Annotated in this window: 20 protein-coding genes and 1 pseudogene; 17 read left to right on the forward strand and 4 right to left on the reverse strand. The window is 63.5% G+C overall.

Annotation, left to right across the window (positions count from 1 at the left end; all coding sequences use genetic code 11):
• Positions 1–43: 43 nt before the first annotated feature.
• Positions 44–1,594, reverse strand: a complete 1,551-nt coding sequence (tssC, locus tag OKW40_RS30040; RefSeq protein ID WP_429493104.1) for a type VI secretion system contractile sheath large subunit — start codon at positions 1,592–1,594, stop codon at positions 44–46.
• An 85-nt stretch (positions 1,595–1,679) separates the two neighbouring features.
• Positions 1,680–2,192 carry a type VI secretion system contractile sheath small subunit gene (gene tssB, locus OKW40_RS30045; protein ID WP_090807869.1) on the reverse strand — a complete coding sequence of 171 codons (513 nt, stop codon included), beginning with the start codon at positions 2,190–2,192 and terminating at the stop codon, positions 1,680–1,682.
• Between the two features lie 598 nt (positions 2,193–2,790).
• On the opposite strand from tssB, the gene tssK reads away from it, so the two are divergent.
• The 15 genes and pseudogenes from tssK to OKW40_RS30120 all read left to right on the forward strand — a co-directional run bounded on the left by tssK (position 2,791) and on the right by OKW40_RS30120 (position 20,661).
• Positions 2,791–4,143 (forward strand): type VI secretion system baseplate subunit TssK, encoded by a 1,353-nt coding sequence (tssK, locus tag OKW40_RS30050; protein ID WP_429493105.1) that lies wholly within the window; start codon positions 2,791–2,793, stop codon positions 4,141–4,143.
• Positions 4,140–4,916 carry a DotU family type IV/VI secretion system protein gene (locus OKW40_RS30055; RefSeq protein ID WP_429493106.1) on the forward strand — a complete coding sequence of 259 codons (777 nt, stop codon included), beginning with the start codon at positions 4,140–4,142 and terminating at the stop codon, positions 4,914–4,916. The genes tssK and OKW40_RS30055 overlap by 4 nt, the downstream gene beginning before the upstream one ends.
• A gap of 143 nt (positions 4,917–5,059) precedes the next feature.
• Entirely contained in the window at positions 5,060–6,763 is a 1,704-nt protein-coding gene (locus OKW40_RS30060) for an OmpA family protein (protein ID WP_429493966.1), read from the forward strand.
• Between the two features lie 98 nt (positions 6,764–6,861).
• Positions 6,862–7,347 (forward strand): Hcp family type VI secretion system effector, encoded by a 486-nt coding sequence (locus OKW40_RS30065; protein WP_090807873.1) that lies wholly within the window; start codon positions 6,862–6,864, stop codon positions 7,345–7,347.
• A gap of 142 nt (positions 7,348–7,489) precedes the next feature.
• Complete coding sequence (tssH, locus tag OKW40_RS30070) at positions 7,490–10,246, forward strand: type VI secretion system ATPase TssH (protein WP_429493107.1); 2,757 nt, start codon at positions 7,490–7,492, stop codon at positions 10,244–10,246.
• An 11-nt stretch (positions 10,247–10,257) separates the two neighbouring features.
• Positions 10,258–10,680, forward strand: coding sequence for a type VI secretion system baseplate subunit TssE (gene tssE / locus OKW40_RS30075; RefSeq protein WP_429493108.1), 423 nt, complete (start codon positions 10,258–10,260; stop codon positions 10,678–10,680).
• Between the two features lie 370 nt (positions 10,681–11,050).
• Positions 11,051–13,435, forward strand: a complete 2,385-nt coding sequence (locus tag OKW40_RS30080) for a bifunctional salicylyl-CoA 5-hydroxylase/oxidoreductase (RefSeq protein WP_429493109.1) — start codon at positions 11,051–11,053, stop codon at positions 13,433–13,435.
• Positions 13,432–14,205: an SDR family NAD(P)-dependent oxidoreductase gene (locus tag OKW40_RS30085; protein WP_090807882.1), complete on the forward strand. Its 774-nt coding sequence runs from the start codon at positions 13,432–13,434 to the stop codon at positions 14,203–14,205. Before OKW40_RS30080 ends, OKW40_RS30085 begins: the two co-directional genes overlap by 4 nt.
• The gene (locus OKW40_RS30090; RefSeq protein WP_184030378.1) at positions 14,202–14,762 is read left to right on the forward strand and encodes a MarR family winged helix-turn-helix transcriptional regulator; all 561 of its coding nucleotides are present in this window, start codon (positions 14,202–14,204) and stop codon (positions 14,760–14,762) included. Before OKW40_RS30085 ends, OKW40_RS30090 begins: the two co-directional genes overlap by 4 nt.
• A 19-nt stretch (positions 14,763–14,781) precedes the next feature.
• A complete protein-coding gene (locus OKW40_RS30095) occupies positions 14,782–15,633 on the forward strand; it encodes an enoyl-CoA hydratase family protein (RefSeq protein WP_429493110.1) in 852 nt (283 codons plus the stop codon).
• A 1-nt stretch (position 15,634) separates the two neighbouring features.
• Entirely contained in the window at positions 15,635–16,846 is a 1,212-nt protein-coding gene (locus tag OKW40_RS30100; protein ID WP_429493111.1) for an acyl-CoA dehydrogenase family protein, read from the forward strand.
• Positions 16,843–17,286, forward strand: a complete 444-nt coding sequence (locus tag OKW40_RS30105) for an acyl-CoA thioesterase (RefSeq protein WP_429493112.1) — start codon at positions 16,843–16,845, stop codon at positions 17,284–17,286. The genes OKW40_RS30100 and OKW40_RS30105 overlap by 4 nt, the downstream gene beginning before the upstream one ends.
• Positions 17,283–17,678: a RidA family protein gene (locus OKW40_RS30110; RefSeq protein ID WP_429493113.1), complete on the forward strand. Its 396-nt coding sequence runs from the start codon at positions 17,283–17,285 to the stop codon at positions 17,676–17,678. Before OKW40_RS30105 ends, OKW40_RS30110 begins: the two co-directional genes overlap by 4 nt.
• Positions 17,679–17,762: 84 nt before the next feature.
• A complete protein-coding gene (locus OKW40_RS30115) occupies positions 17,763–19,403 on the forward strand; it encodes an AMP-binding protein (RefSeq protein ID WP_429493114.1) in 1,641 nt (546 codons plus the stop codon).
• 33 nt (positions 19,404–19,436) lie between these two features.
• A pseudogene (locus OKW40_RS30120) lies at positions 19,437–20,661 on the forward strand (dienelactone hydrolase family protein).
• Between the two features lie 88 nt (positions 20,662–20,749).
• Here OKW40_RS30120 and OKW40_RS30125 read toward each other — a convergent pair.
• Entirely contained in the window at positions 20,750–21,127 is a 378-nt protein-coding gene (locus tag OKW40_RS30125; protein WP_184057926.1) for a hypothetical protein, read from the reverse strand.
• Complete coding sequence (locus tag OKW40_RS30130; RefSeq protein WP_429493115.1) at positions 21,124–21,495, reverse strand: DUF6402 family protein; 372 nt, start codon at positions 21,493–21,495, stop codon at positions 21,124–21,126. Before OKW40_RS30130 ends, OKW40_RS30125 begins: the two co-directional genes overlap by 4 nt.
• 121 nt (positions 21,496–21,616) lie before the next feature.
• On the opposite strand from OKW40_RS30130, the gene OKW40_RS30135 reads away from it, so the two are divergent.
• Together OKW40_RS30135 and OKW40_RS30140 are read left to right on the forward strand one after the other, a co-directional pair.
• On the forward strand, positions 21,617–23,110 hold the full coding sequence (locus tag OKW40_RS30135; protein ID WP_429493116.1) for a DHA2 family efflux MFS transporter permease subunit: 1,494 nt from the start codon (positions 21,617–21,619) through the stop codon (positions 23,108–23,110).
• A 45-nt stretch (positions 23,111–23,155) separates the two neighbouring features.
• Positions 23,156–23,989, forward strand: a complete 834-nt coding sequence (locus OKW40_RS30140) for an AraC family transcriptional regulator (protein WP_187629996.1) — start codon at positions 23,156–23,158, stop codon at positions 23,987–23,989.
• Positions 23,990–24,010: the final 21 nt, after the last annotated feature.

The raw sequence follows: 24,010 nt of genomic DNA on the forward strand, positions 1-24,010 counted from the left end.
GCATGTTTCAGCGCCCCGGCGGGGTTACATCAGATAATGCGGATCAGCTCTTGGCTTTCGGCATCTGCGATACCAGCGACAGGCCGATGTCCATGCCTTCCACCTGGAAGTGCGGAATGATGAAGAGCTTGATGCGGAAGAAGCCCGGGTTGTCCTCGATGTCCTCGACCGTGACCTTCGCCTCACGCAGCGGGTGCGACGACTGCAACTCGTCACCCGGATCCTTCATCTCGGTCACGAGGCCCTTGATCCAGCTGTTCAGCTCAAGTTCGAGCAGACGCCGGTCCTTGGTCGTGCCGATGTTCTCGCGCTGGATCAGCTTCAGGTAGTGCGCGATGCGCGAGAGCAGGAAGATGTAAGGCAGGCGCGCATTGATGCGGCTGTTCGCGGTCGCCTCCTTGGTCTCATACAGCGCCGGTTTCTGCGCCGAGCTGGCCGAGAAGAAGCACGCGAAGTCGTGGTTCTTGTAGAACGAGAGCGGAATGAAGCCGAGGTTGGCGAACTCGAATTCGCGGGTTTCGGGAATCAGCACTTCGGTCGGAATTTTCGGCTGCGCACCGGTGCCCAGGTCGTACAGATGAACCGGCAGGTCCTCGACCTTGCCGCCCGCCTGCGGGCCGCGGATCTGCACGCACGAGCCGTTGCTGACAAAGCTGCGCGTCATGTTGGCCGCGAAGGCGAACGACGCGTTGACCCACAGATATTTGTCGTGGTCCGGACCCTTGACCGCTTCCTCATAGTTGAACGAACGCACCGGCGTCGTATCCTTGCCGTACGGCAGGCGACCGAGCACACGCGGCATTGTCAGGCCCACGTAGCGGGCGTCATCGGTGTCACGGAAGCTCTTCCACTTGATGTACTCGGCGCGATCAAAGTAGTTGCCGATATCCTGGATCGCGGCCACTTCTTCCATCGATTGCTTGCCGAAGAACGCGGCGCCGACTGAGCCGACGAACGGCATGTGCGCGGCTGCGGCCACCTTGGAGACGTTACGCAGCAGCGCCACGTCCTGCGGCGAGTTGGTGAACTCGTAGTCGCTGATCATCGCGCTGATCGGCTGACCACCCGGCGTATCGTATTCCTCGATATAGGTCAGACGGTACAGGCCGCTCTGGATGATCTCGGGCGTATCCTCGAAATCGCGCTGCAGCGCTTCCTTCGACACGTCGAGCACTTCGACGCGCGCGTTCCGACGGAAGTCCGTCCGGCTCACGAGCATCTTGAGGCCACGCCAGCGGCCTTCGAGCGCCTGGAATTCCGGTGTATGCATCACTGCGTCGAGCTGCCGGCTGATCTGGCGGTCGATCTGGCCGATATGGAAATCGAGCAGCGACTTGTCGAGCCGGTCGACCGGCTTGCTGCCCTTGCTGATCAGATCGAGAAACGCACCCATGCCGCGCGCGATACGCTCGTCGGCTGAGGCCTCGGACAGCATGTCGCTGTCGCGGAAGGCGACCAGCGGCCGTGCCTCGGCGACGGGCTTCAGGTTGATCTTGCTGCACAGCGACGCATAGACGCTGTCATTGCCCCCCTGGGGGGCGTCCAGCACGACGGTTTCGGTCGTGCCGCCTTGCTGCGATTCAGTGGGATTCATTTCGTGTCCTGTCTGCGATACTATCGCTACCTGCATATCTGTCCGGTTATGGAACGCGGTGAAGGCCGTCCTGGGCCGACGCCGTTCAGGCATGGCCTTCAGGCTGGGTGGCCGCCGTCGCGATCTGTGCGAGTTCGCCGCGCAGCTTGTCAGAGAGCGGCTTATCCTTCAGAATCTTCTCGAACTCACGGCGGAACGTGCCGTTATCGAGCAGATTCGATTTCAGGTCACGCAGCAGATTGCGCACCGCCAGCAGCGCCTGCATCTCCGGGATCTGACGTGCCACCTGTTCCGGCTCGAAGTCTTTCAGCGAGCGAAACGAGAGGTTCACCGGCAGTTCCGAGCCGTCGCCAGCCAGGGTGTTTTCCGCAGCGACCTTGAGGTCCGGCGCGTAGTCAGCGAGAACAGAATCAAAATTATTCTTGTTGATGTCCGTTTTCTTGCGCTCGGCGAGCGGCGCCTGTTCCTTGCCCGCGCTGAAGTCACCGGCGACGAGCAGCTTCAACGGCAGCTCGACCTTCTTCTGGGCACCGCCCGTATGCAAATCTAACGTGATCGAAACCCGACTTTTCGGAATTTCGCGCTGGAAGCTGTCCATTTGTATTCCTTATTGAACGACGTTCAGGATCCCCGCAGAACTCGCCCGGTGCGATGCGGTGACCTCTTTCAATCGGGCGCACACGCATATGCGTGTTTCGCTCGCGAAGGACTCCTTGTGGTACCCCATAGCGCGGCCTCCATTCATGCGATCATTATTGCCACGCGCTATTAAACAGGTTTACCCGCGCCGAGTCAAAGTACGTCGGCGTTGTGAAAACGATACGGATTATAAAGTCGTCGTAAATAATTGTTAATTATCGTCAATTCAATACGCATTCAGACTCGTCAATATGAATAATTTGATAAACGAGGTATGCGAATGCGTGACAATTTTCACGAAACCGTTGCTGGCATGGGCTCACAAGGGCGTGACATTCTCTGACAATCTTTCAATGATGAAGACGGTACGATGGCAACATCGCGCTAACCATGCATCGAGAATATTGCCTATTCTGGCACGGACAATATCTCAAAAATAACCATCCTCTATTTCATGTAGTTCGCATGCTTAACTATTCGCAACTGTATACGGATCACAAGTCACGCGTATAGAATCGCCACTCACCGTAATCCAAGATAACGGCACAACCACACCCATGCGGATCGATAAACCGCTCTTTCACGAAGGGCTGATCCTGACCCAACAGCACTTCCAGCAGCTGGGCCGAAACGTCGACTTCACGTTGAACCAGATCGCTGCCGCCTGCGTCGCCGAGCCGTGGGGCACGCAGGGCATCGATATCGACGAGGAAGTGCTTGCAGCTGGGCGTCTGAAGCTCACCCGACTGAAGCTGCGTTTTCCGGACGGCACACTGATCGACTCCACGGTGACCGATGCGTTACCGCCTGCACGTGATCTGACGCAGGGACTGCCAGCCGATGTGCAGAGCGTGGTCGTGCTGGCCGCCCTGCCGCTGTTCAATGCCACGGGCAGCAACTGCCGGTTCGACGAAGCGACGCTGGCGCGGCCGCGGCGCTCATACCGGGAGTTCGTCAAGGTCATCGACCTCAACGGTACCGGCGAGGCCGAGATTGCCGCCGAACGCCATGCGGTGCGACTGCTGTTCGACTTCGAGTCGCATGCCGACGACACGGTGTGTGCGATTGCCCGGTTGACGCGTACCACGAGCGGGCAATTTCAGGTCGACCACCGATACGTGCCACCGTGCCTGACGCTTGGCAGTCATGCGCTGCACGTCGAACGGATCAATCGTCTTGCCGACATCCTGCAGGCGAAGAGCACGGCGCTGGGTTCGCGCAGAAGCGAACGGATCGAGCAGGTTGCCGAATACGGCGTGGCCGACGTGCAGCTGTTCTGGTTGCTCCACTGCATCCATACGGTCTGGCCGCAACTGCGGTTCTTCTCGACGCATCCGGGCCAGCCTCCCGAGCGGCTGTACTCGACGCTTGCCCAGCTGGCGAGCGTCCTCATGACGTTCTCGAGCGGCTCGCAGCTCGGCGACATTCCGGCGTATGACCACGTACGTGCCGATGAAGTATTCGCCAGGCTCGAGACGCAGATCCGTGATCTGCTCGACGCGATCATTCCGTCGCGTGTGGTGTCGATTGGGCTCACGCACAGGAATCCGACGACATGGGCGGGCCAGTTCCTCGACGAGCGCATCGTGGCGAGTTCCGCCGACTGGTACCTGTCGGTCCACGCCGCGTCGCCTGCATTCGAACTCGTCGAGCAGTTCCCGAGGCTCTGCAAGATAGGTGCGCCGGACGATATCGAGCACATCGTCAATTCGGCGCTCCCAGGCATTCCACTCAAGGCCGTGCAGCGTGTGCCGGCCGCCATTCCGGTGCGGCTGGACAACCAGTACTTCGCGCTCGACGCGAGCGATCCCGCGCACGCGCGGATGCTGGCCGCCCGCGCCTGCCAGATCTACCTGCCGACGTCGGTTCCCGACGCGTCGCTTGAACTTTACGCGGTGTTGCGCTCATGAGCACGCTGACGAACACGCTCACCCCTGCCCGCGGCGAGACCGCCCTGATGGGTGGATCGGCCTCTGCGAACCGTACTTCCGCCGGTGGTATCCGGGACCTGTTGCGCGACACGGCCCTGCTCGTGACGCGATTGTCCGAGGGGGGCCACACGGACGACCCTGCTACCCTGCGTCAACGTTGCAAGCAGCTGATGGCGGCTTTCTCAACCGCGCTCGATCAGCGCGGTTTTGCCGCGGACGTCCGCGAAGACGCGGAGGTTGCCCAATGCGGCCTGCTCGACGAGGCCGTACTGCGCAACCTGAGTGCGGAGAACAAGCCGGTCTGGGATGCGCAACCGTTGCAGGTCGAGCGGTTTGGCAAGCATGACGCGGGCGAACGCGTGTTCGAACGGCTCGAGCAGCGGATGCGTGAAGCGTCGCCGCACATTGCCCTACTCGAATGCTACGCGGCGGTCCTCGGGATGGGGTTCATGGGCCGCTACGCCCGTGAAGGCGAAGCGAAGCGTTCCGTGCTGATCGCCTCACTCAGTACGCAACTCGAAAAACTACGCCCCGAAGGAAGTCCCCTTGGGGGGCGCCCGGTCGCTGCGCGCCCTTTCTTTGCCGATCGTACCGGCAGGCGGTTCTCGGACTGGTTCTACCGCCTCTCGCCCTGGGCGATTGCCGGCCTCGCGTGCGTGGCGGCCGCGGTGATCTGGCTGATATGGGCACAGGTGCTCGATGCGCAGATTGCGCACCTCGTACCAGCTGTACCGACGGCGCCGCGGCCGTGAAGTCCGATCTGCACGAACCGTCCGGACCGGCGCTCGGGGACACGAGCCGCACACTGGACCCCGGGTCGGGTCAGATGCGGGGCCAGGCGCAGAGCCGCGCGCTGGAGGGCCTGGGTTACCCGTTCCGTGCCATCGTGACACTGATGGCCGCGCTCGCGCTCGCCGTTATCTGGCTGGTGTTGCCTGTCCCCCAGGGCGGCTTCCTTCGACCAACGGAAGTCCCTGTGGGACGGGGCGCCGGACAGGGTCTCGCATGGACGCTCACTGTCCCCATCGTCCTGTCCTGGCTGGTACTGATCTGGCTGCGCACCCGTCAGCTCTCACGCGCGCGCGAACAGAACGTACACGTACTGACTGCACTCGGCGCCGCTACGTCGAATATCCCGGTCAACCTGCGCACCCGCATGCCGCTCGTGCTCGTGACCGGCGACGCCCTGGGGAACCTGTTCGACCGGATTGCCGGAGAGCGGCGTCTCGCACACGTTGGCGACGGCGCAATATGGCTACGGGCCGACCGGCTGCAGGATCTGCCCCGCCTTGCGGTGGCCGTGAAGCAGTGGCGCGATGGGCGCGCACCCGATGGTGTCGTGCTGTCGGTTGCGCCGGCATTGCACGCGGGTGAAGACGTCCTGACGCAGAATCTGCGCGTCGTGCGGCAGTCCGTCGCTGACGCCTCGCGCATGCTCGGCGTGCGCCTGCCAGGCTTTGTTGCCGTCTACCAGCGGCTCACCAATGCGCCGGCCACACTCGCGATGCCACAGTGGTATGGCGTGTCATCGGCTACGCGCCTGGCTGACGCAAGCCGTTTTGAAGCCGTGGTCCAGGTGGCCGAAACTGAAGTTGAGCGGGCCGGAGGCGACCGTGCCGTGGCGGCACGCGCGGCAAGCCTGGCTTCGATCGTCGGCTGGACCCAGCGCGTCGTGATCGGCGTGCTAAGCGACCGCCGGCAGCCGGCCACGCCGTGGGCACTGTTCGGCGCGGGCTGGATCGATTGCGGGCCGGCGAGCGGTCCGGGCAGGCCCTGGGAGCGCGACGTCGAAATGCAGACCCGGGTCGTGCCGCCCGCACTGCCGGCGTCCCCGCTGCCGTGGCCGCTGCCCCAGCCGTTGATCGAGGCCATGCCGCGGCGGTTGTGGATGTCGCCGCGCCTGGCGGCTCTCGCCCACGCCGTTGCTCTGGTTGCCTGCGCGATCGCGGTGGCGTCCTGGGGCGCCGCCAGGAACAATCAGGCGCTGCTCACCCGTATCGGCGCGGATCTCGGAAGATATTCGATGATTCCTGCTGCACACGACGCCGCGAAGCGCGATGCGCTGCAGGCTCTCGTGGCCGATCGCGACCAGCTCGACCGCTATTCACGCACAGGGGTGCCGCTCGGACTTTCCTTCGGCATGTACCGCGGTGCGCAGTTGATGCCGGCGCTCAACCAGGCGATCGCAACCTACCAGCCGCCGCCGCCTCCACCTGCGGTGGTCACGCTTGACAGCATGTCGCTGTTCGACAGCGGCCGAGCGCAACTGAAGCCCGGCTCGACGCGCGCGATGGTCGGTGCGCTTGAAATGATCAGGTCGCATCCGGACAAACGGATTCTCGTGGCCGGTTATACCGACAACGTTGGCAGTCCGGACAGCAACCTGACGCTGTCGGTCGCACGCGCGGGCGCGGTGCGCGACTGGCTCATCGAGGTGTCGGGCATTGCCGCCACGCAGTTCGCGATCCAGGGCTACGGCGATACGCGGCCGATCGCGAGCAACGATACGCAGGAGGGGCGAGCCAGGAACCGGCGCGTCGAAATCACGCTGGTGCCGGACGCCCCCAAAGAAATCCCGTTGGGGGATTCGACCAGATAGCAGGACCATTTTTAGCCCTCGAAGCGAACGCTTCGGGTTTCAGAGGCTCGGGGGCTGGCTCCGGGCGATTGTCGTAGTACCAGAAAAGGGAGTGAAAGATGGCAATTCCGGCTTACATGTGGGTCAAGGACGACGGCGGTGCGGACATCAAGGGTTCGGTGACGGTCCAGGGTCGCGAAGGCAGCGTCGAGCTCGTCGCGTTCGACCATGGCGTGAACATCCCGACCGACGGCAACACGGGCAAGCTGACCGGTACGCGCGTGCACAAGCCGATCAAGCTGACCAAGGAAACCGATGCGTCGACGCCGTACCTGTACAAGGCGGTGACGAGCGGTCAGACGCTGAAGTCGGTTGAGATCAAGTGGTACAAGATCGACGACGCGGGCAAGGAGAAAGAGTACTTCAACACCAGGCTCGACAATGTGAAGATCGTGGCCGTCAACCCGAAGATGCTCGATATCAAGAATCCGGACTACGAGAAGCACAACCACATCGAAGAGGTCGAGTTGCGCTACGAGACGATCACGTGGTCGTACAAGGACGGCAACATCATCCACAAGGATACCTGGAACGAGCGGTCCTGATCCTGGCCACAAGCCATGTTGTGCCGGAACCGGTACTGCACCCCGCAGCCGGTTCCTTTTTTGCCAGCCCCGTACGTGGGCTGGCACTTTTTTGATACGGGTAGAGCGGCGTTTCTGCCCCGTTCCGTGATACGGCATTGATATGACACTGCGCGACTCTACCCACCTGCTTCGCCGGCTCAACCCGCACTGCGCGAGAGCGCTCGAGGCGGCTGCGAGCCTCTGCCAGACGCGCCTCGCGGACGAGATCACCGTCGAGCACTGGCTGCTCAAGCTCATCGAGGCAGACGACGGCGACATTCCTGCGATCCTGTGCCACTACGGAATCGACATCAATGCCGTCTGGGACGCGCTGATCGCGGCGATCGATCATCTGCCCCGCAACCTGCGCGGCAAACCCGCCCTTTCCCTACAGCTGGCGACCGTGCTGCAGGATGCCTGGAACTGGGCATCATCGCAGGATGAGGACCAGCCGATCCGTTCTGGTCATCTGTTGCAGGCGATTGTTGACGCGCCGCACGTGCTGCGTGCGCAAAACGCGTGGCCGCTGCTGTCGGTCAGTAGCGCGCAGATCCAGCGCCTGATCCCGCGACTCGGCCACCAGTCCTGCGAAAACCAGCCCGACGAAGCAGAACCGGCGGCGCCAACGACAGCGTCAGCATCCGGAGTCGACGCAAGCCAACCGCCGTCGGCCACCAGTGCGCCTACGAAACATGCGCCGCAACGCCCGATCGAGGGCGAGGCACTTGCCCGGTTCGCCATCGACCTGACCGACAAGGCCCGTCGCGGCGAGATTGACCCCGTGTTCGGGCGCGAACGCGAAATCCAGCAGATGGTCGACGTGCTCGCGCGGCGACGCAAGAACAATCCGATCCTCGTCGGCGAGCCGGGTGTTGGCAAGACCGCGCTGGTCGAAGGCCTCGCGCTACGCGTCGCTGAAGGCAGCGTGCCCAATGTGATCCGCGACGTACGCATTCTGACGCTCGACCTGGGCCTGCTGCAGGCAGGCGCCGGTGTGAAGGGCGAATTCGAGCAGCGCCTGAAGAACGTGATCGATGAGGTGCAGGCTTCGCCCGTGCCAATCCTGCTCTTCATCGACGAAGCCCACACGCTGATCGGCGCGGGCAACGCCGCCGGCGGCGCCGACGCGGCGAACCTGCTGAAACCCGCGCTCGCGCGTGGTGAACTGCGCACGATCGCGGCCACCACCTGGTCGGAATACAAGGAATATTTTGAGCGCGACGCGGCACTCGAGCGGCGCTTCCAGATCATCAAGGTCGACGAGCCCGATGACGAAGCAGCGTGCCTGATGCTGCGGGGGCTCGCGAGCCGCTACGCGAAACACCATAACGTGCACATCCGCGACGAAGCGCTCGTCGCGGCCGTGAAACTCTCGCGCCGCTATATCCCGGCCCGGCAGTTGCCCGACAAGGCGGTCGACCTGATCGACACGGCCGCGGCGCGCGTGCGCATGGGGCTGGAATCGCCGCCGTCCGAGCTGCAGCGTGCCCGCGCAGCAGTCGCCGCGATCGAAATTGAACGCTCGACGCTCGACGCGGACGAACGGGCCGGCGCTAGCAATGTCACTGCGGACGTCACGCCGCGACGTGATGCGCTCATTGCTGCTCTTGCTGATGCGAACAGTGAACTGATGGCTTTGCAGGCGCGCTACGAGCATGAGTTGGGGCTTGTCCAGGCGTTGCATGCACAGCGGGATACGAAAGATTCAAAACCGGATGCCGGAGCGCTTGCGAGCGCGAAGCGGACACTGGCCGATGCACAGGGCAGGACAGCGCTGGTTTTTGCGGACGTTGATGCGCAGGCGATCGCACGCGTAGTCGCTGAGTGGACCGGCGTGCCGGTCGGCGAACTTGTCGAGGACGAACTCAGGAGCCTGCTGACGATCGAGGACAGTCTCGCGAAGCGGGTCGTCGCACAGGACGATGCGCTGGCCGCGCTCGCGGAGAGCCTGCGCACCGCCAAGGCGGGGCTGAAGAGCGAGCGCACGCCGCTCGGCGTGTTCCTGCTGGCTGGTCCCTCGGGTGTCGGCAAGACCGAGACAGCGCTTGCGCTTGCCGATGTGCTATTCGGCGGTGAGGCGGCGCTCACGACCATCAACATGTCGGAGTACCAGGAAGCACACACGGTGTCGCAACTGAAAGGCTCGCCGCCTGGCTACGTCGGCTATGGCCGCGGCGGCATCCTGACAGAAGCGGTGCGGCAACGCCCGTACAGCGTCGTGCTGCTCGATGAGATCGAGAAGGCTCATCGCGATGTGCTCGACATCTTTTATCAGGTGTTCGATCGCGGCATGATGCGCGACGGCGAAGGCCGCGAAATCGACTTCCGCAACTGCGTGATCCTGATGACCTCCAACCTCGGCAGCGCGCAGATCGACGAGGCGACAGCGGAGAACCCGGCCATCTCGCAGGCCGAACTGCTCGAGGCGATCCATCCGCAGCTCGTTGCGCACTTCCAGCCCGCGCTGCTCGCGCGCTTCCAGACGCTGGCGTATCGCCCTCTGGACGCAGGTGCGCTCGCTTCGATCGTGCGGCTCAAGCTCGCGAAAATCGCCGACCGTCTGCGCAGGCAGCACGACGTCGCATTGACCGCCGATGACGCCCTGACCGATTCACTCGCGCAGCGTTGCCTCGCGCGTGAATCGGGTGCGCGCAACGTCGATGCGTTCCTCAACCAGCGGATCCTGCCCGCCGTGTCGCGCGAACTGCTCACGCGGATGGCGAACGGCGAGGCGCCGGCGGAAATCCAGCTGTCCGGTTCGTCTGAAGGGAATCTCACGATCGACTTTGTTGAGCACGATGATGTGCCGGCAGCCGGGGCGAACGCACCAGCAGTGGAGCAAACGGGCGAACGTGTGCCGGTCGACGCCGGCATCTAGGAGAGCGCACGATGCCAGCAGGCCCGTCCCTTTACGACATGCTGCTCGGCCAGATCGGCGGGGAGCCGCTCGATGCCTACGACGACAGAACGCTCGAAATCATGAGCGTGCAGCAGAATGTGCGGCGCATCCTCAACACGCGCGCGGGCGCGCTCAAGCACCTGCCCGATTATGGCCTGCCGGACCTCACGAACATCTACAAGGCACTGCCCGCTTCGTCCCACCTGCTCAGGCAGCAGATGGAGGCAACGCTTTTGAAGTACGAACCCCGGATTCGCGCAATCGACGTCGAGATCATCGACAACCTGGACCCCGGCGTGCTCGTGAGCTTCGAGATGACGTGCCACATGAAGAAGGCCGGCCTGGTGCGGTTCGGCACGTACTTCGAGCCACCGGGACGGATGCGACTTGAGCGGAAGACTGAAGCCAAGTAGCCCTTCGATGAGTGAAGAACCCGATAGCCAGAAACCTTTGCGGTGCGCAAAAAAAGTCCGTCGCGGATTTTTGCTGCAAGTCGAATGCGCTTTTCTCCGGGCGTAGCCCAAGCCCTGCTAGTTCTCGCCTGCTTCGATGCAGGCTTTGTTGCGCGTCCCCGAAGGGGCTCCCGCCCTGCTTTCGCATACTGAAACGTCAGTCCGATATTCCGCATTGTGAGAGACGCGTGACACTCTTTATTTTTCACCGACGCTTTTTATTTCCAGGATCAAGAACACGACTCGATACCCGTCCCCGAAATTTACTTGACATCTAAATTATCAAAACCTAAATTAATCTCACCGCAGAGTTCATTTTGGGGAACCCAGCATGCGCATAGTCTGTATCGGCGGCGGTCCGGCCGGTTTGTACTTCGGTCTGTTGATGAAACAACGTAACCCCGGCCATGAAGTCATGGTAATCGAGCGCAACCGCCCCTACGACACCTTCGGCTGGGGCGTCGTGTTCTCCGACCAGACGCTCGGCAATCTGCGCGCCGCCGACGCCCCGAGCGCCGAGGCGATTCTCGACGCGTTCAATCACTGGGACGACATCGAGATTCATTTTCGCGGCCGCAGCGTGCGCTCATCGGGCCACGGTTTTTGCGGCATCGGTCGCAAACGTCTGCTGAATATCCTGCAAGCGCGCTGCGAAGAACTCGGCGTGAAGCTCGTGTTCGAAACCCAGGTCGTGGACGACAGCGCGTACGACGCGGACCTGATCATCGCGAGCGACGGCCTGAACAGCCTCGCGCGCCAGAAATACGCGGACACCTACCAGCCGGACATCGACGTGCGCGACTGCCGCTTCGTGTGGCTCGGTACGAAGAAGCTGTTCGACGCGTTCACGTTCGCGTTCGAGCAAACCGAATTCGGCTGGTTCCAGGCGCACGCCTACCGCTTCGACGATCAAACCTCGACGTTCATCGTCGAAACACCGGAACGCGTGTGGCGCGCCGCCGGTCTCGACGAAATGAGCAAGGAAGACAGCATCGCGTTCTGCGAGAAGCTGTTCGCGAAGTACCTCGACGGCAACGCGCTGATGTCGAACGCGGCGCATCTGCGCGGCTCGTCGCAATGGATCCGTTTTCCGCGCGTCGTCAACAAGGAATGGGTGCATTGGCGCAGCAACGCGAACGGCACACGAACGCCGATCGTGCTGATGGGCGACGCCGCGCACACCGCGCACTTCTCGATCGGCTCGGGCACCAAGCTCGCGCTCGAAGACGCGATCGAACTCGCGAACAGCATCAGCGCGCACCCGGGTTCGCACCTGGACGATCTGGCCGCCGCATTGAAGCACTACACCGAAGTACGCAGCGTCGACGTGCTGCGCATCCAGAACGCCGCGCGCAATTCGACCGAATGGTTCGAGCACGTCGATCGTTATACGTCGTTCGAGCCGGAACAGTTCGCGTATTCGTTGCTCACGCGCTCGCAGCGCATCTCGCACGAGAACCTGCGCGAGCGCGATGCGCAGTATCTGTCCGGTTTCGAGGACTGGCTCGCGAAGCGCGCGGGTGTCGAGCGCGCAGCTGACAGGCATTCGATTCCGCCGATGTTCACCCCCTTCACGGTGCGCGGCGTCAAGCTGAAAAATCGCGTGATGGTGTCGCCGATGGCGCAGTACTCGGCGGTAAACGGCGTGGCCGGCGACTATCACCTGATGCATCTCGGCGCGCGCGCGATGGGCGGCGCCGCGCTCGTGATGACCGAGATGACCTGCGTGTCGCCCGAAGCGCGCATCACGCCCGGATGCCCGGGCATGTACGCGCCCGAGCATCTGGTCGCGTGGAAACGCATCGTCGATCTGGTTCATCTGCAATCGGATGCGAAGATCGGCATCCAGCTCGGCCACTCGGGGGCGAAAGGTTCGACGCGCGTCGCGTGGGAAGGCATCGATCAGCCGCTCGACGAAGGCAACTGGCCACTCGTTTCGGCGTCGCCGCAGCAGTATCTGCGCGGTATCAGCCAGCATTCGCGCGAAGCCACGCATGAGGAGCTGCGCGCCATCGAGCAGCAGTTCGTCGAGGCGACGCGCATGTCGATCGAAGCGGGTTTCGACTGGCTCGAACTGCACTGCGCGCATGGCTATTTCCTGTCGAGCTTCCTGTCGCCGCTCACGAATCACCGTACCGACACATACGGCGGTCCGCTCGAAAACCGTCTGCGTTATCCGCTGCGGGTATTCAGCGCGATCCGCGCGGTGTGGCCGCAAGACAAGCCGATCTCGGTGCGGATTTCGGCGCACGACTGGGTCGATGGCGGCAACACGCCCGACGACGCCGTGAAGATCGCGCAAGCGTTCAAGGCGGCCGGCGCGGACATGATCGACGTGTCGTCGGGCCAGGTCAGCAAGGAAGAAAAGCCCGTGTTTGGCCGCATGTTCCAGACGCCGTTCGCCGATCGCGTGCGCAACGAAGCCGGCATCGCGACGATCGCGGTCGGTGCGATTTCGGAAGCGGACCACGTGAACAGCATCATCGCGGCGGGTCGCGCCGATCTGTGCGCGATCGCGCGTCCGCATCTCGCGAATCCGTCGTGGACGTTGAACGAAGCGGCAAAGATCGGCTATCTCGACGTCGCGTGGCCGAAACCCTATACCGCCGCGAAAATGCAGCTCGAACGCAACCTCGAACGCGAGCGTGCGCAGGCCATCGCCAATGCCGGCCTCACGGCGCAACAACGCGCGCAACGCGCCGAAGGAACCGTGTGAACACCTCAGACACTCCTCTCGCCGGACAACACGCGGTCGTCACCGGCGGCGGCAGCGGCATCGGCGCGGCCATCGCGCAGGCGCTGCTGCGCGCCGGCGCGCGCGTCACGCTGATGGGCCGCAACGCGCAACGCCTCGACACGCAGCGTGAGCAATGCGCGGCGCTCGGCGACGTCGCGTGTATCAGCGTGGACGTCACGCAAGAAGATTCGGTGGCGCGCGCATTCGAGCAGGCTGGCGCCGTCGATATCCTCGTGAACAACGCGGGCCAGGCGCAGGCCGCGCCGTTCACGCACACCGATATCGCGCTGTGGCAACGCATGCTCGACGTGAATCTGACTGGCGTGTTTCTCGGCACGCGCGCCGTCCTGCCCGGCATGCTCGAGCGTGGCTATGGCCGCATCGTCAATGTCGCGAGCACCGCGGGGCAGATCGGCTATGCGTACGTCGCCGCGTATTGCGCCGCGAAGCACGGCGTGATCGGTCTCACGCGCTCGCTCGCGCTCGAAACCGCGACGCGCGGCATCACGGTCAACGCAGTGTGCCCCGGCTACACCGAAACCGAGCTGCTGCATGCCTCGCTCGAACAGATCACGAGCAAGACCTCGCGCACCGAAGCACAGGCGCGCGAAACGCTGCTGCGCTCGAATCCGCAGCGCCGCTTCGTGAATCCGGAGCAGGTCGCGAACGCGGTGTTGTGGCTGTGCCGCCCCGGCTCGGATGCGATCACGGGGCAATCCATTTCCATTTCGGGTGGAGAAGTGATGTGAGCAAATCAACCCAAGCAAAAAAGTCGGCGGCGGCATCGGATGCGAAGCTGTCGCGCAAAGGCGTGGCTCAACCCGCGGAGAACGTCGTGGACCTCGAAATGAGCACCGGTGCGGACAGCCACATGGGCCTGCGTTTGTGGCTGCGCATGCTGACCACCACCAACCTCGTCCAGGCCGAATTGCGCAAACGTCTGCGCACCGAATTCGACACCACGCTGCCGCGATTCGATCTGATGGCGCAGCTCGAACGACATCCCGATGGCCTGAAGATGACCGAGCTATCGCGCCGTTTGATGGTGACGGGCGGCAACGTCACTGGCATCACCGATCAGCTCGAAAAGGAAGGGCTCGTCACGCGCGACACCGATCCGAACGACCGCCGCTCGATCAGCGTGTGCCTGACGCCCGCTGGCCGCAAGGCGTTCGACAAAATGGCCGTCGCGCACGAGCAATGGGTCGTCGAACTGTTCGGCGGCCTGAGCCTCGACGAAAAGATGAAGACGCATCAGGACCTCGGCAAGCTCAAGCAGCATCTGCTCGACAGCCTGAGAGGCTGACTTCGCACTGGAGGAATACATGACACGATCGAACGCCGATGCACTGTTGTCCGGCAACCGCCTGACCCTGGCAGGCCACGAGGCGAAGCATGTCGGCTGGTCGGTGACCGACAAGGTCGCGACGATCACGCTGAACCGTCCCGAGCGCAAGAACCCGCTGACCTTCGAATCGTATGCGGAGCTGCGCAACCTGTTCCGCGATCTCGCGTACGCGACCGACGTGAAAGCCGTCGTGCTGCACGGCGCGGGCGAAAACTTCTGCTCGGGCGGCGACGTGCACGACATCATCGCCCCGCTGATCGATCTGCCGATGCCCGAGTTGTTGCTGTTCACGCGCATGACCGGCGACCTCGTCAAGGCAATGCGCCATTGCCCGCAGCCGATCATCGCAGCCGTCGACGGCGTCTGCGCGGGCGCCGGCGCGATCCTCGCGATGGCTTCCGATCTGCGCCTCGGCACCGCGCGCAGCAAGCTCGCGTTCCTGTTTACGCGCGTCGGCCTCGCCGGCTGCGACATGGGCGCGTGCGCGATGCTGCCGCGCATCATCGGCCAGGGACGCGCCGCCGAACTGCTGTTCACCGGCCGCTCGGCAAGCGGCGACGAAGCTCACGCCTGGGGCTTCTACAGCCGCCTGTGCGACCCGGCCGCGCTCATCGAAGAAACACAGAAGCTCGCCGCCGATCTCGCGGCCGGCCCGAGCTTCGCGCACGGCATGACGAAGAAGATGCTGCACCAGGAATGGAGTATGAGCATCGACGAAGCGATCGAATCCGAAGCGCAGGCGCAGGCGCTCTGCATGGGCACGCGCGATTTCGAGCGCGCATACAACGCGTTCGCGGCGAAGACGCGTCCGGTGTTCGAAGGAGACTGAGTTGAGCGCCGACCATCAGAACATCCCGATCGATTTGCACAGCCCGCTCGCGTGGCCGTTTTTCGAGCCGCGTCATCGTGAACTCGCGGCAGCCATCGACGCATGGTGCCGCGCGCATCTCACGCATGACGAGCATGGCGACACCGATGCGACCTGCCGTCTGCTGGTGCGCGAACTCGGTCACGCCGGCTGGCTGAAATACGGCGTTGGCGGCGTCGCCTATGGCGGGCACGGCGACACGATCGATACGCGCGCCGTATGCCTGCTGCGCGAAACGCTCGCGCGCTATTCGGGCCTCGCCGATTTCGCACTGGCGATGCAAGGCCTCGGCTCGGGCGCGATCTCGCTCGCGGGCATGCATGAGCAGAAATCGCGTTATCTGCCGCGCGTCGCGAGCGGCACGGCGATCGCCGCGTTCGCGCTGTCGGAGCCGCAAGCGGGCTCGGACGTCGCCGCGATGGCGCTCGCGGCTCGCGAAGAGGGTGAGCACTACGTGCTCGACGGCGAAAAGACGTGGATTTCGAACGGCGGCATCGCGGACTTCTACGTGGTGTTCGCGCGCACTGGCGAAGCGCCGGGCGCGCGCGGCATCAGCGCGTTCATCGTGGATGCGCAGACGCCGGGCCTCGACATCGCCGAGCGCATCGACGTAATCGCGCCGCATCCGCTCGCGCGCCTGCGCTTCACGAACGCGCGCGTGCCGAAGAGCCAGATGCTAGGTGCGCCCGGCGAAGGTTTCAAGATCGCCATGCGCACGCTCGATATTTTCCGCACCTCGGTGGCGGCCGCATCGCTTGGCTTTGCCCGTCATGCGTTGGCCGAGGGCCTCGCGCGCGCGGCGTCGCGCAAGATGTTCGGCCAGACGCTCGGCGACTTCCAGTTGACCCAGGCGAAGCTCGCGCAGATGGCGTTGACGATCGACAGCAGCGCGCTGCTCGTCTATCGCGCCGCATGGCTGCGCGACCAGGGCGAAAGCGTCACGCGCGAAGCCGCGATGGCGAAGTGGCACGCGAGCGAAGGCGCGCAGCAGGTGATCGACGCGGCAGTGCAGCTTTACGGCGGCATGGGTGTGCAGAGCGGCAGCGCGGTCGAGATGCTGTACCGCGAGATCCGCGCGCTGCGCATCTACGAAGGCGCGACCGAGGTGCAGCAGCTGATCGTCGGCCGCGATCTGTTGAAGGCGCATGCCGCCGCGAACGGGAATGCGCAATGAGCACTTCGTTCGAGCGGCCCATACGCATCCGCTTTTCGCACTGCGATCCCGCGGGCATCGTGTTCTTTCCGCAGTACCTCTTGATGACCAACGTGCTCGTCGAAGACTGGTTCAACGAGGGCTTGCGCATCGACTACGCGCACATGATCGCGCGGCGCCGCATCGGCCTGCCGATCGTCAAGCTCGACTGCGAGTTCTTGCGGCCGAGCCAGATGGGCGAAACGATCCAGCTCACGCTCAAGGTCCGAACCATCGGCCGCAGTTCGATCGGCATCGAGATTCACGGTCATTGCAACGGCGAAACGCGTTTTCGATCTATACAGGTGCTCGTGTTCATATCGTTCGACAGCGGCCAATCCATCGATATTCCCGGCGACGTCGCGAGCGCGCTCGCGGCGTACGCTCCATCGGCCCCCTCCATCGAGGCGCATCGCTCATGAAACAGGCTCTCCTTCCCGCCGGCTGGGTCAAGCCGCGCGGCTATGCGAACGGCGTCGCTGCGAGCGGCACGCAGGTGTTCATCGCCGGCCAGATCGGCTGGGACGAACAGGCGCAGTTCCAGTCCGATGACTTCGCGCAGCAGTCCGAGCAGGCGCTGAAGAATCTGCTCGCCGTGTTGCGCGAAGCGGGCGGCAAGCCCGAACACCTCGTGCGCCTCACCTGGTACGTGACCGACAAGCGCGAGTATCTCGCATCGCTGAAAGACATCGGCCGCGCGTTTCGCGAGCTGATCGGCGGCTACGACATCGCGATGAGCGCGGTGCAGGTCGTCGCGCTGATGGAAGACCGCGCGAAGGTCGAGATCGAAGCCACTGCGGTGATTCCGCACTGAACGTCGTACAGGTACCGAACGCACAGGCAAGCCCTTCACACCGAACGATGCGCATTTTCCGGCTCAACGCCTCGGGAGACCATGATGGAACCGTCAACACACGTCGATACTTTCGCGCGCGACAATCTTCCGCCGCAGGATCAATGGCCCGTCTTACTGCTCGACAATCCGGACGTCGCCTATCCGCCGAGGCTGAACTGCGCAACCGAACTGCTGGAGCGGACCATCGAGGCGGGGCATCGCGACCGGCCGGCGATCTGGTCCGACGTGGACGGCAAGCCGCAAGCCACCACGTACGGCGAACTGCTCGCGCGGGTCAACCGCAGCGCGCATGTGCTCGTCGATGAAATGGGCTTGCGCCCCGGCAACCGCGTGCTGCTGCGCGGACCGAACACATTGCAGATGGCCGTCGCCACACTCGCGGCGCTGAAGGCCGGGCTCGTCGTCGTGCCGACCATGCCGCTGCTGCGCGCGAAGGAGCTCAAGCAGATCATCGAGAAGGCGCAGGTCAGCGCCGCGCTTTGCGACGCGCGCCTGAGCGCGGAACTCGAGCGCTGCACGAATCCGCGGGACGAGTTCTACTGCGCGGTGCTGAAACAGACCCGCCGCTTTCACGACGACTCCGCCGATTCGCTCGACACGCTCGCCGTCAACAAGCCCGAGCACTTCACCGCTAGCGACACCGCCGCGGACGACATCTGCCTGATCGCGTTCACGAGCGGCACGACCGGTGCGCCAAAAGGCTGCATGCATTTCCATCGCGACATGATCGCGATGTGCGACCTGTTCCCGCGTCATGTGCTGAAGCCTTGCGCGAGCGACATCTTCTGCGGCACACCGCCGCTCGCGTTCACGTTCGGGCTCGGCGGGCTGCTGTGCTTTCCGCTGCGCGTCGGTGCCTCGACGGTGTTGATCGAAAAGCTGACGCCGCAGACCTTGCTCGAGGTGGTCGAACGATTTCATGCGACCGTGATGTTCACCGCGCCGACGTTCTATCGGCAGATGGCGCCGCTCGTCGCGCAACATGACCTTTCGTCGCTGCAGAAGACCGTGTCGGCCGGCGAGGCGCTGCCCGATTCGACGCGGCGCCTGTGGCGCGAGGCGACCGGCATCGACATGATCGACGGTATCGGCGGCACCGAGCTGATTCACATCTTCGTTTCGTCGCAAGGCGCGGAGATCCGGCCGAACGCGATCGGCCGCGCGGTGCCGGGCTACGTCGTGCAGGCCGTCGACGACGACATGCAACCCGTGCCGCCCGGCACGATCGGCAAACTCGCGGTGCGCGGCCCCACCGGCTGCCGCTATCTGGCCGACGAACGGCAGTCGCGCTTCGTGCGCGACGGCTGGAACCTGCCGGGCGATTCGGTCTATCTCGACGCGGACGGCTACGTGTTCTACCAGGCGCGCGCCGACGACATGATCGTGTCGGCCGGCTACAACATCTCCGGTCCTGAGGTGGAAAGCGTGCTGATGCAGCACGAGGCGGTGGCCGAATGCGGCGTGATCGGCGTGCCCGACGAAACGCGTGGGCAAATCGTGCGAGCCTTCGTCGTGGTGAACCCGGGCTACACCGCCGACGATAAACTGGTCGCGCAGCTGCAGGATTTCGTTAAGAATAACGTCGCGCCGTATAAATATCCCCGCGTCATCACGTTCGTCGGCGCGCTGCCGCGCACCGAAACCGGCAAGCTCAAACGTTTCGAGTTGCGCATGATGACGTAACCCCTATCTTTCGTGAGACTGGAGGCAGACTGCATGGCCGGCTCTTTCATCGAAGTCGTCGCCCACGATGGCGGCCGTTTCAACGCATACGTCGCGCGGCCCGCGCAGGGCTCGGGCCCAGGGCTCGTGCTGCTGCAGGAAATCTTCGGCGTCAACGACACGATGAAAGCGACCGCCGATCGCTACGCCGAAGAAGGCTACGTCGTGCTCGTGCCCGATCTGTTCTGGCGCATCAAGCCGAGCATTGCGCTTGGCTACGGCGACGCCGACATGAAAGAGGCGCTCGGCTATCTGGGGCAGTTCGACGCCGACGTCGCGGTCAAGGACATCGCCGCCCACCGTCGCCGCGTCGCGCGAACTGCCCGAGCAGGCCGGCAAGGTTGGCGTGGTCGGCTACTGCCTCGGCGGCAAGCTCGCGTTTCTGAGCGCGGCGCGCACCGACGTCGATTGCGCGGTCAGCTATTACGGCGTGGGCCTCGAAGCGCATCTCGACGAAGTAACGGCAATCAACTGCCCGATGGTGTTCCACTTCCCTGAAAACGACGCGCACTGCCCACCCGAAACGCGCGAGCGCATCAGCGCCGCGCTGCGCACGCGACCGCAAATCGAGCAATACGTGTACCCCGGCCGCGATCACGCGTTCGCCGCGCCGCAGCGCAAACAGTACGACAAGCCCGCCGCGATGATGGCGTACTCGCGCACGCTCGCGCTGCTGCGCAAGGTGCTCGGTCCGGTCTACGATCTGAACGCGCTGTGGGAAGCGCACTGCTATCACGAGTTCGCGACACGCGACGTCGACGCGGTGATGCCGACGATGGTCGCCGAGCCCTACGTCAATCACGTGCCGACGATGACGGGCGGCGTCGGGCATGACAATCTGAAGCGCTTTTACACGCATCACTTCGTCAACTCGAATCCGCCCGATACGAAGCTGATTCCGATTTCGCGCACGATCGGCTCGGATCGCGTCGTCGATGAATTCATTTTCAGCTGCACGCATAGCTGCGAAATCGACTGGCTGCTGCCGGGCGTCGCGCCGACCGGCAAGTACTTCGAGGTGCCGATGCTCGCCGTGGTGTGCTTCCGCGGTGACAAGCTTTATAACGAGCATATCTATTGGGATCAGGCTTCGGTGCTCGTGCAGGTGGGGCTGCTCGATCCGGAGGGCTTGCCGGTGGCGGGGATTGAAAGTGCGAGGAAGTTGCTCGATGAGACGTTGCCGTCGAATGGGTTGATGGGGGGTAAGTCAAAGGTTTAAGGAAGTGGTGCTGCCGTCGCTGTACATCATCCGAATGACTCGCGCCGGCAGCGCGTATTAATGGCGGCATGCAAGACCGAAAAACTCATCATCCAATCGACGAAAATCTGGCGATCATGCGATCATAGAATGACGGCGGCAGCTTGATAAACGACGCGTCGTCGCCGCCGCGGGAAAATGAAACGCCTTCGTCGTCCACCCAAATCAATTCAGGAACCGGTGTGCTGAAGGTTCTGCGCACTAGCAGTTTGCCTGACGCGGCGTCGTAGACCTGACCGAGATACGCCGGGTCGTTGCCGCCTCTCCATTGGAGCAGGCACCGCTCTGCAGTGTAGCGGCCGTTTTTTGACGTGCTTTTGATGCATTCGCTCGCATTCCTGTGATCGGTGTGCGTCGCGACGAGAAGCACGGCAAACGCGACTGTGAGCACTACGGCGCCCCATCCGATCGATCGCCCGGGTTTCATAAATACACCTTGATCGGTGGGTCGATTCGAACAGGCTTTCGATCCGAATAGATCACGAAGTCACCTCCTCGCTGGTGTTTCATTGCCCACTCTCTAAAGTCCTTATTGTGAACCGGGTAGTACACGTTGCCCCTGACCTTCGGGTTCCCAAGTGCAACGGGATAGGAAAAATACAATCGCGGTTCGTTCAGATATGACATCGCGCCGTTGTACGCCAGAACGATCACCCCGTTTTTGCTCCAATGGCCAAGATATTGCGACACCTCGCCAGGCTTGTCGGTGAAGTCGTAACTATCCTTAATATAAACGTAGATACCTGAGATTTCTGCAACCCTGGTACGGCCTTCCTTCCCGTTCGAAGCCGCCACCGCGCGCGGCTTCGCGCAACGCCGCCGCCCAGGATTTCGTAGTTGGACGCTAAATGTGCGGGTGCTAGACTCGAAAACCCATCGTCGGTGATCGACCGAATCCGCGTAAAGGGGCGTCCGCATGACCCATTCCCTCCACGGCAAGCAACGCTGGCTCGCGCTAATCGTGCTCTGCCTCGGCGTACTGATGATCGTGCTCGACACGACCATCGTGAACGTCGCGCTGCCGTCCATCGCAGCCGATCTCGGCTTTAGCGAAACTTCGCTCGTGTGGGTCGTCAACGCCTACATGCTGACGTTCGGCGGCTGCCTGCTGCTCGGCGGCCGGCTTGGCGATCTGTACGGACACCGCAAGCTGTTTCTCAGCGGCATTACGCTCTTCACGCTCGCTTCGCTCGCCTGCGGCCTCGCGAATTCGCAGGTGCTGCTGGTCGCCGCGCGCGCCGTGCAGGGCCTGGGCGGTGCGATCGTCTCGGCGGTATCGTTGTCGCTGATCATGAATCTGTTCACCGAAGCCGGCGAACGCGCGAAGGCGATGGGCGTGTATGGCTTTGTCTGCGCGGGCGGCGGCAGCATCGGCGTGCTGCTCGGCGGACTGCTCACCAACCTGCTGAGTTGGCACTGGATCTTCCTGGTCAATCTGCCGATCGGCATTGCGGTGTACGCGCTGTGCCTCGCGCTACTGCCCGCCGCGCGCGGCCACGCGCACGGCGAACGGCTCGACGTGGCCGGGGCGCTCAGCGTGACTGCATCGCTGATGCTGGCGGTCTATGCAATCGTCAACGGCAACGAAGCGGGCTGGACTTCGGCACAAACACTCGGCCTGCTGTTCGTCGGGCTCGCGCTGCTTGCCGTGTTCCTCGCAATCGAGGCGAGAATCGAACACCCTTTGATGCCGCTCGCTCTGCTGCGTTTGCGCAATGTCGCGACCGCGAACCTGGTCGGCGTGTTGTGGGCGGCGGCGATGTTCGCGTGGTTCTTTATTTCGGCGCTGTATCTGCAGCGCGTGCTCGGCTATCGGCCATTGCAGGTGGGGCTCGCGTTTCTGCCCGCGAACCTGATCATGGGACTCTTTTCGCTGGGATTGTCGGCGCGCGTGGTGATGCGCTTCGGGCTGCGTCGTCCGCTCGCGGCCGGCCTGCTGATCGCGGCATGCGGGCTTGCGCTGTTCGCGCGTGCGCCCGTCGACGGCAGCTTCGTACCGGACGTGTTGCCCGGCATGTTGCTGCTCGGCTTTGGCGCGGGCATCGCGTTCAATCCGCTGCTGCTCGCCGCGATGAGCGACGTCGATCCCGCCGATTCGGGCCTCGCGTCGGGCATCGTCAATACATCGTTCATGATGGGCGGGGCGCTCGGGCTTGCGGTGCTCGCGAGTCTTGCCGCGGCGCGTAGCGAGGCGATGCAGGCGTCGTCGAGTGCGGCGGCTGCGCTGAACAGCGGGTATCACGTCGCGTTTCTGTTTGGGGCGGTTTTTGCGGCGGCGGCCGGCGTGCTGGGTGGGCTGTTGCTGAGGCCGGGGCAGGCGGGTGGCGCCGCGGGCGTGCATGGTGACGCGGCGGAATCGTCTCGGCCCTCCGCCGCGGCTGCAAAACCGCAAGCGCGATCAAATGCGTGAGTGCGCCGCTGACTATGCTGGCTTCATGCTGACATGAGAGCCGAGATGAACCCGGTTGGAAAAGCGCTCTGGTATATCGAAAGCCACTTCGCCGGCGAGTTGACGCTCGACGACATCGCCCGCTGTGGCTGCGTATCGCGCTTTCACCTCGCACGCGCGTTCGAAGCGGCCACCGGGATGCCGGTGATGCGCTACGTTCGCGCACGGCGTTTGAGCGAGGCCGCACGACGTCTGGCCGATGGTGCGCCCGACATCCTCGCGGTCGCTCTCGACGCCGGCTACGGCTCTCACGAAGCATTCACGCGCGCGTTTCGCGAACAGTTCGGGCTCACGCCCGACGCGCTGCGCGCGCGGGGTCATCTCGACAACCTGACCATCGTGGAGCCGATCAAAATGGACGAAACCCTTCTCACCCATCTGGACCCACCGCGCTTCGAAGACGCGCGGGCGTTTCTCGTCGCTGGACTGAGCGAGCGCTATACGTGCGACAGCAGCAAGGCGATCCCATCCCAATGGCAGCGCTTTGGCGCCTGGTACGGCAGGGTGCCGGGACAGGTCGGCAAGGTGGCTTATGGCGTTGGCTATAACGCCGATGAACTGGGTAACTTTGACTACATGTGCGGCGTCGAAGTCAGCGATTTTTCCGCATTGCCGCCAGAGTTGAGTCGTGTGCGCATCGCCGCGCAACGGTATGCGGTGTTCGCTCATCGCGAGCACATCTCAGGCATTCGTCGCACGATGAATACGATCTGGAATCAGTGGTTGCCCGCGTCAGGGCACGTGCCTGCCGATGCACCGCATTTCGAACGGTATGGCGAGCAGTTCGACCCGGTGACGGGGATGGGTGGAGTCGAAGTCTGGTTGCCGCTGAAAAGTTGATGGTCGATTCGGCGGATGGCC

It is taken from the genome of Paraburkholderia sp. RAU6.4a (assembly GCF_050435625.1).
Lineage (GTDB): Bacteria > Pseudomonadota > Gammaproteobacteria > Burkholderiales > Burkholderiaceae > Paraburkholderia > Paraburkholderia tuberum.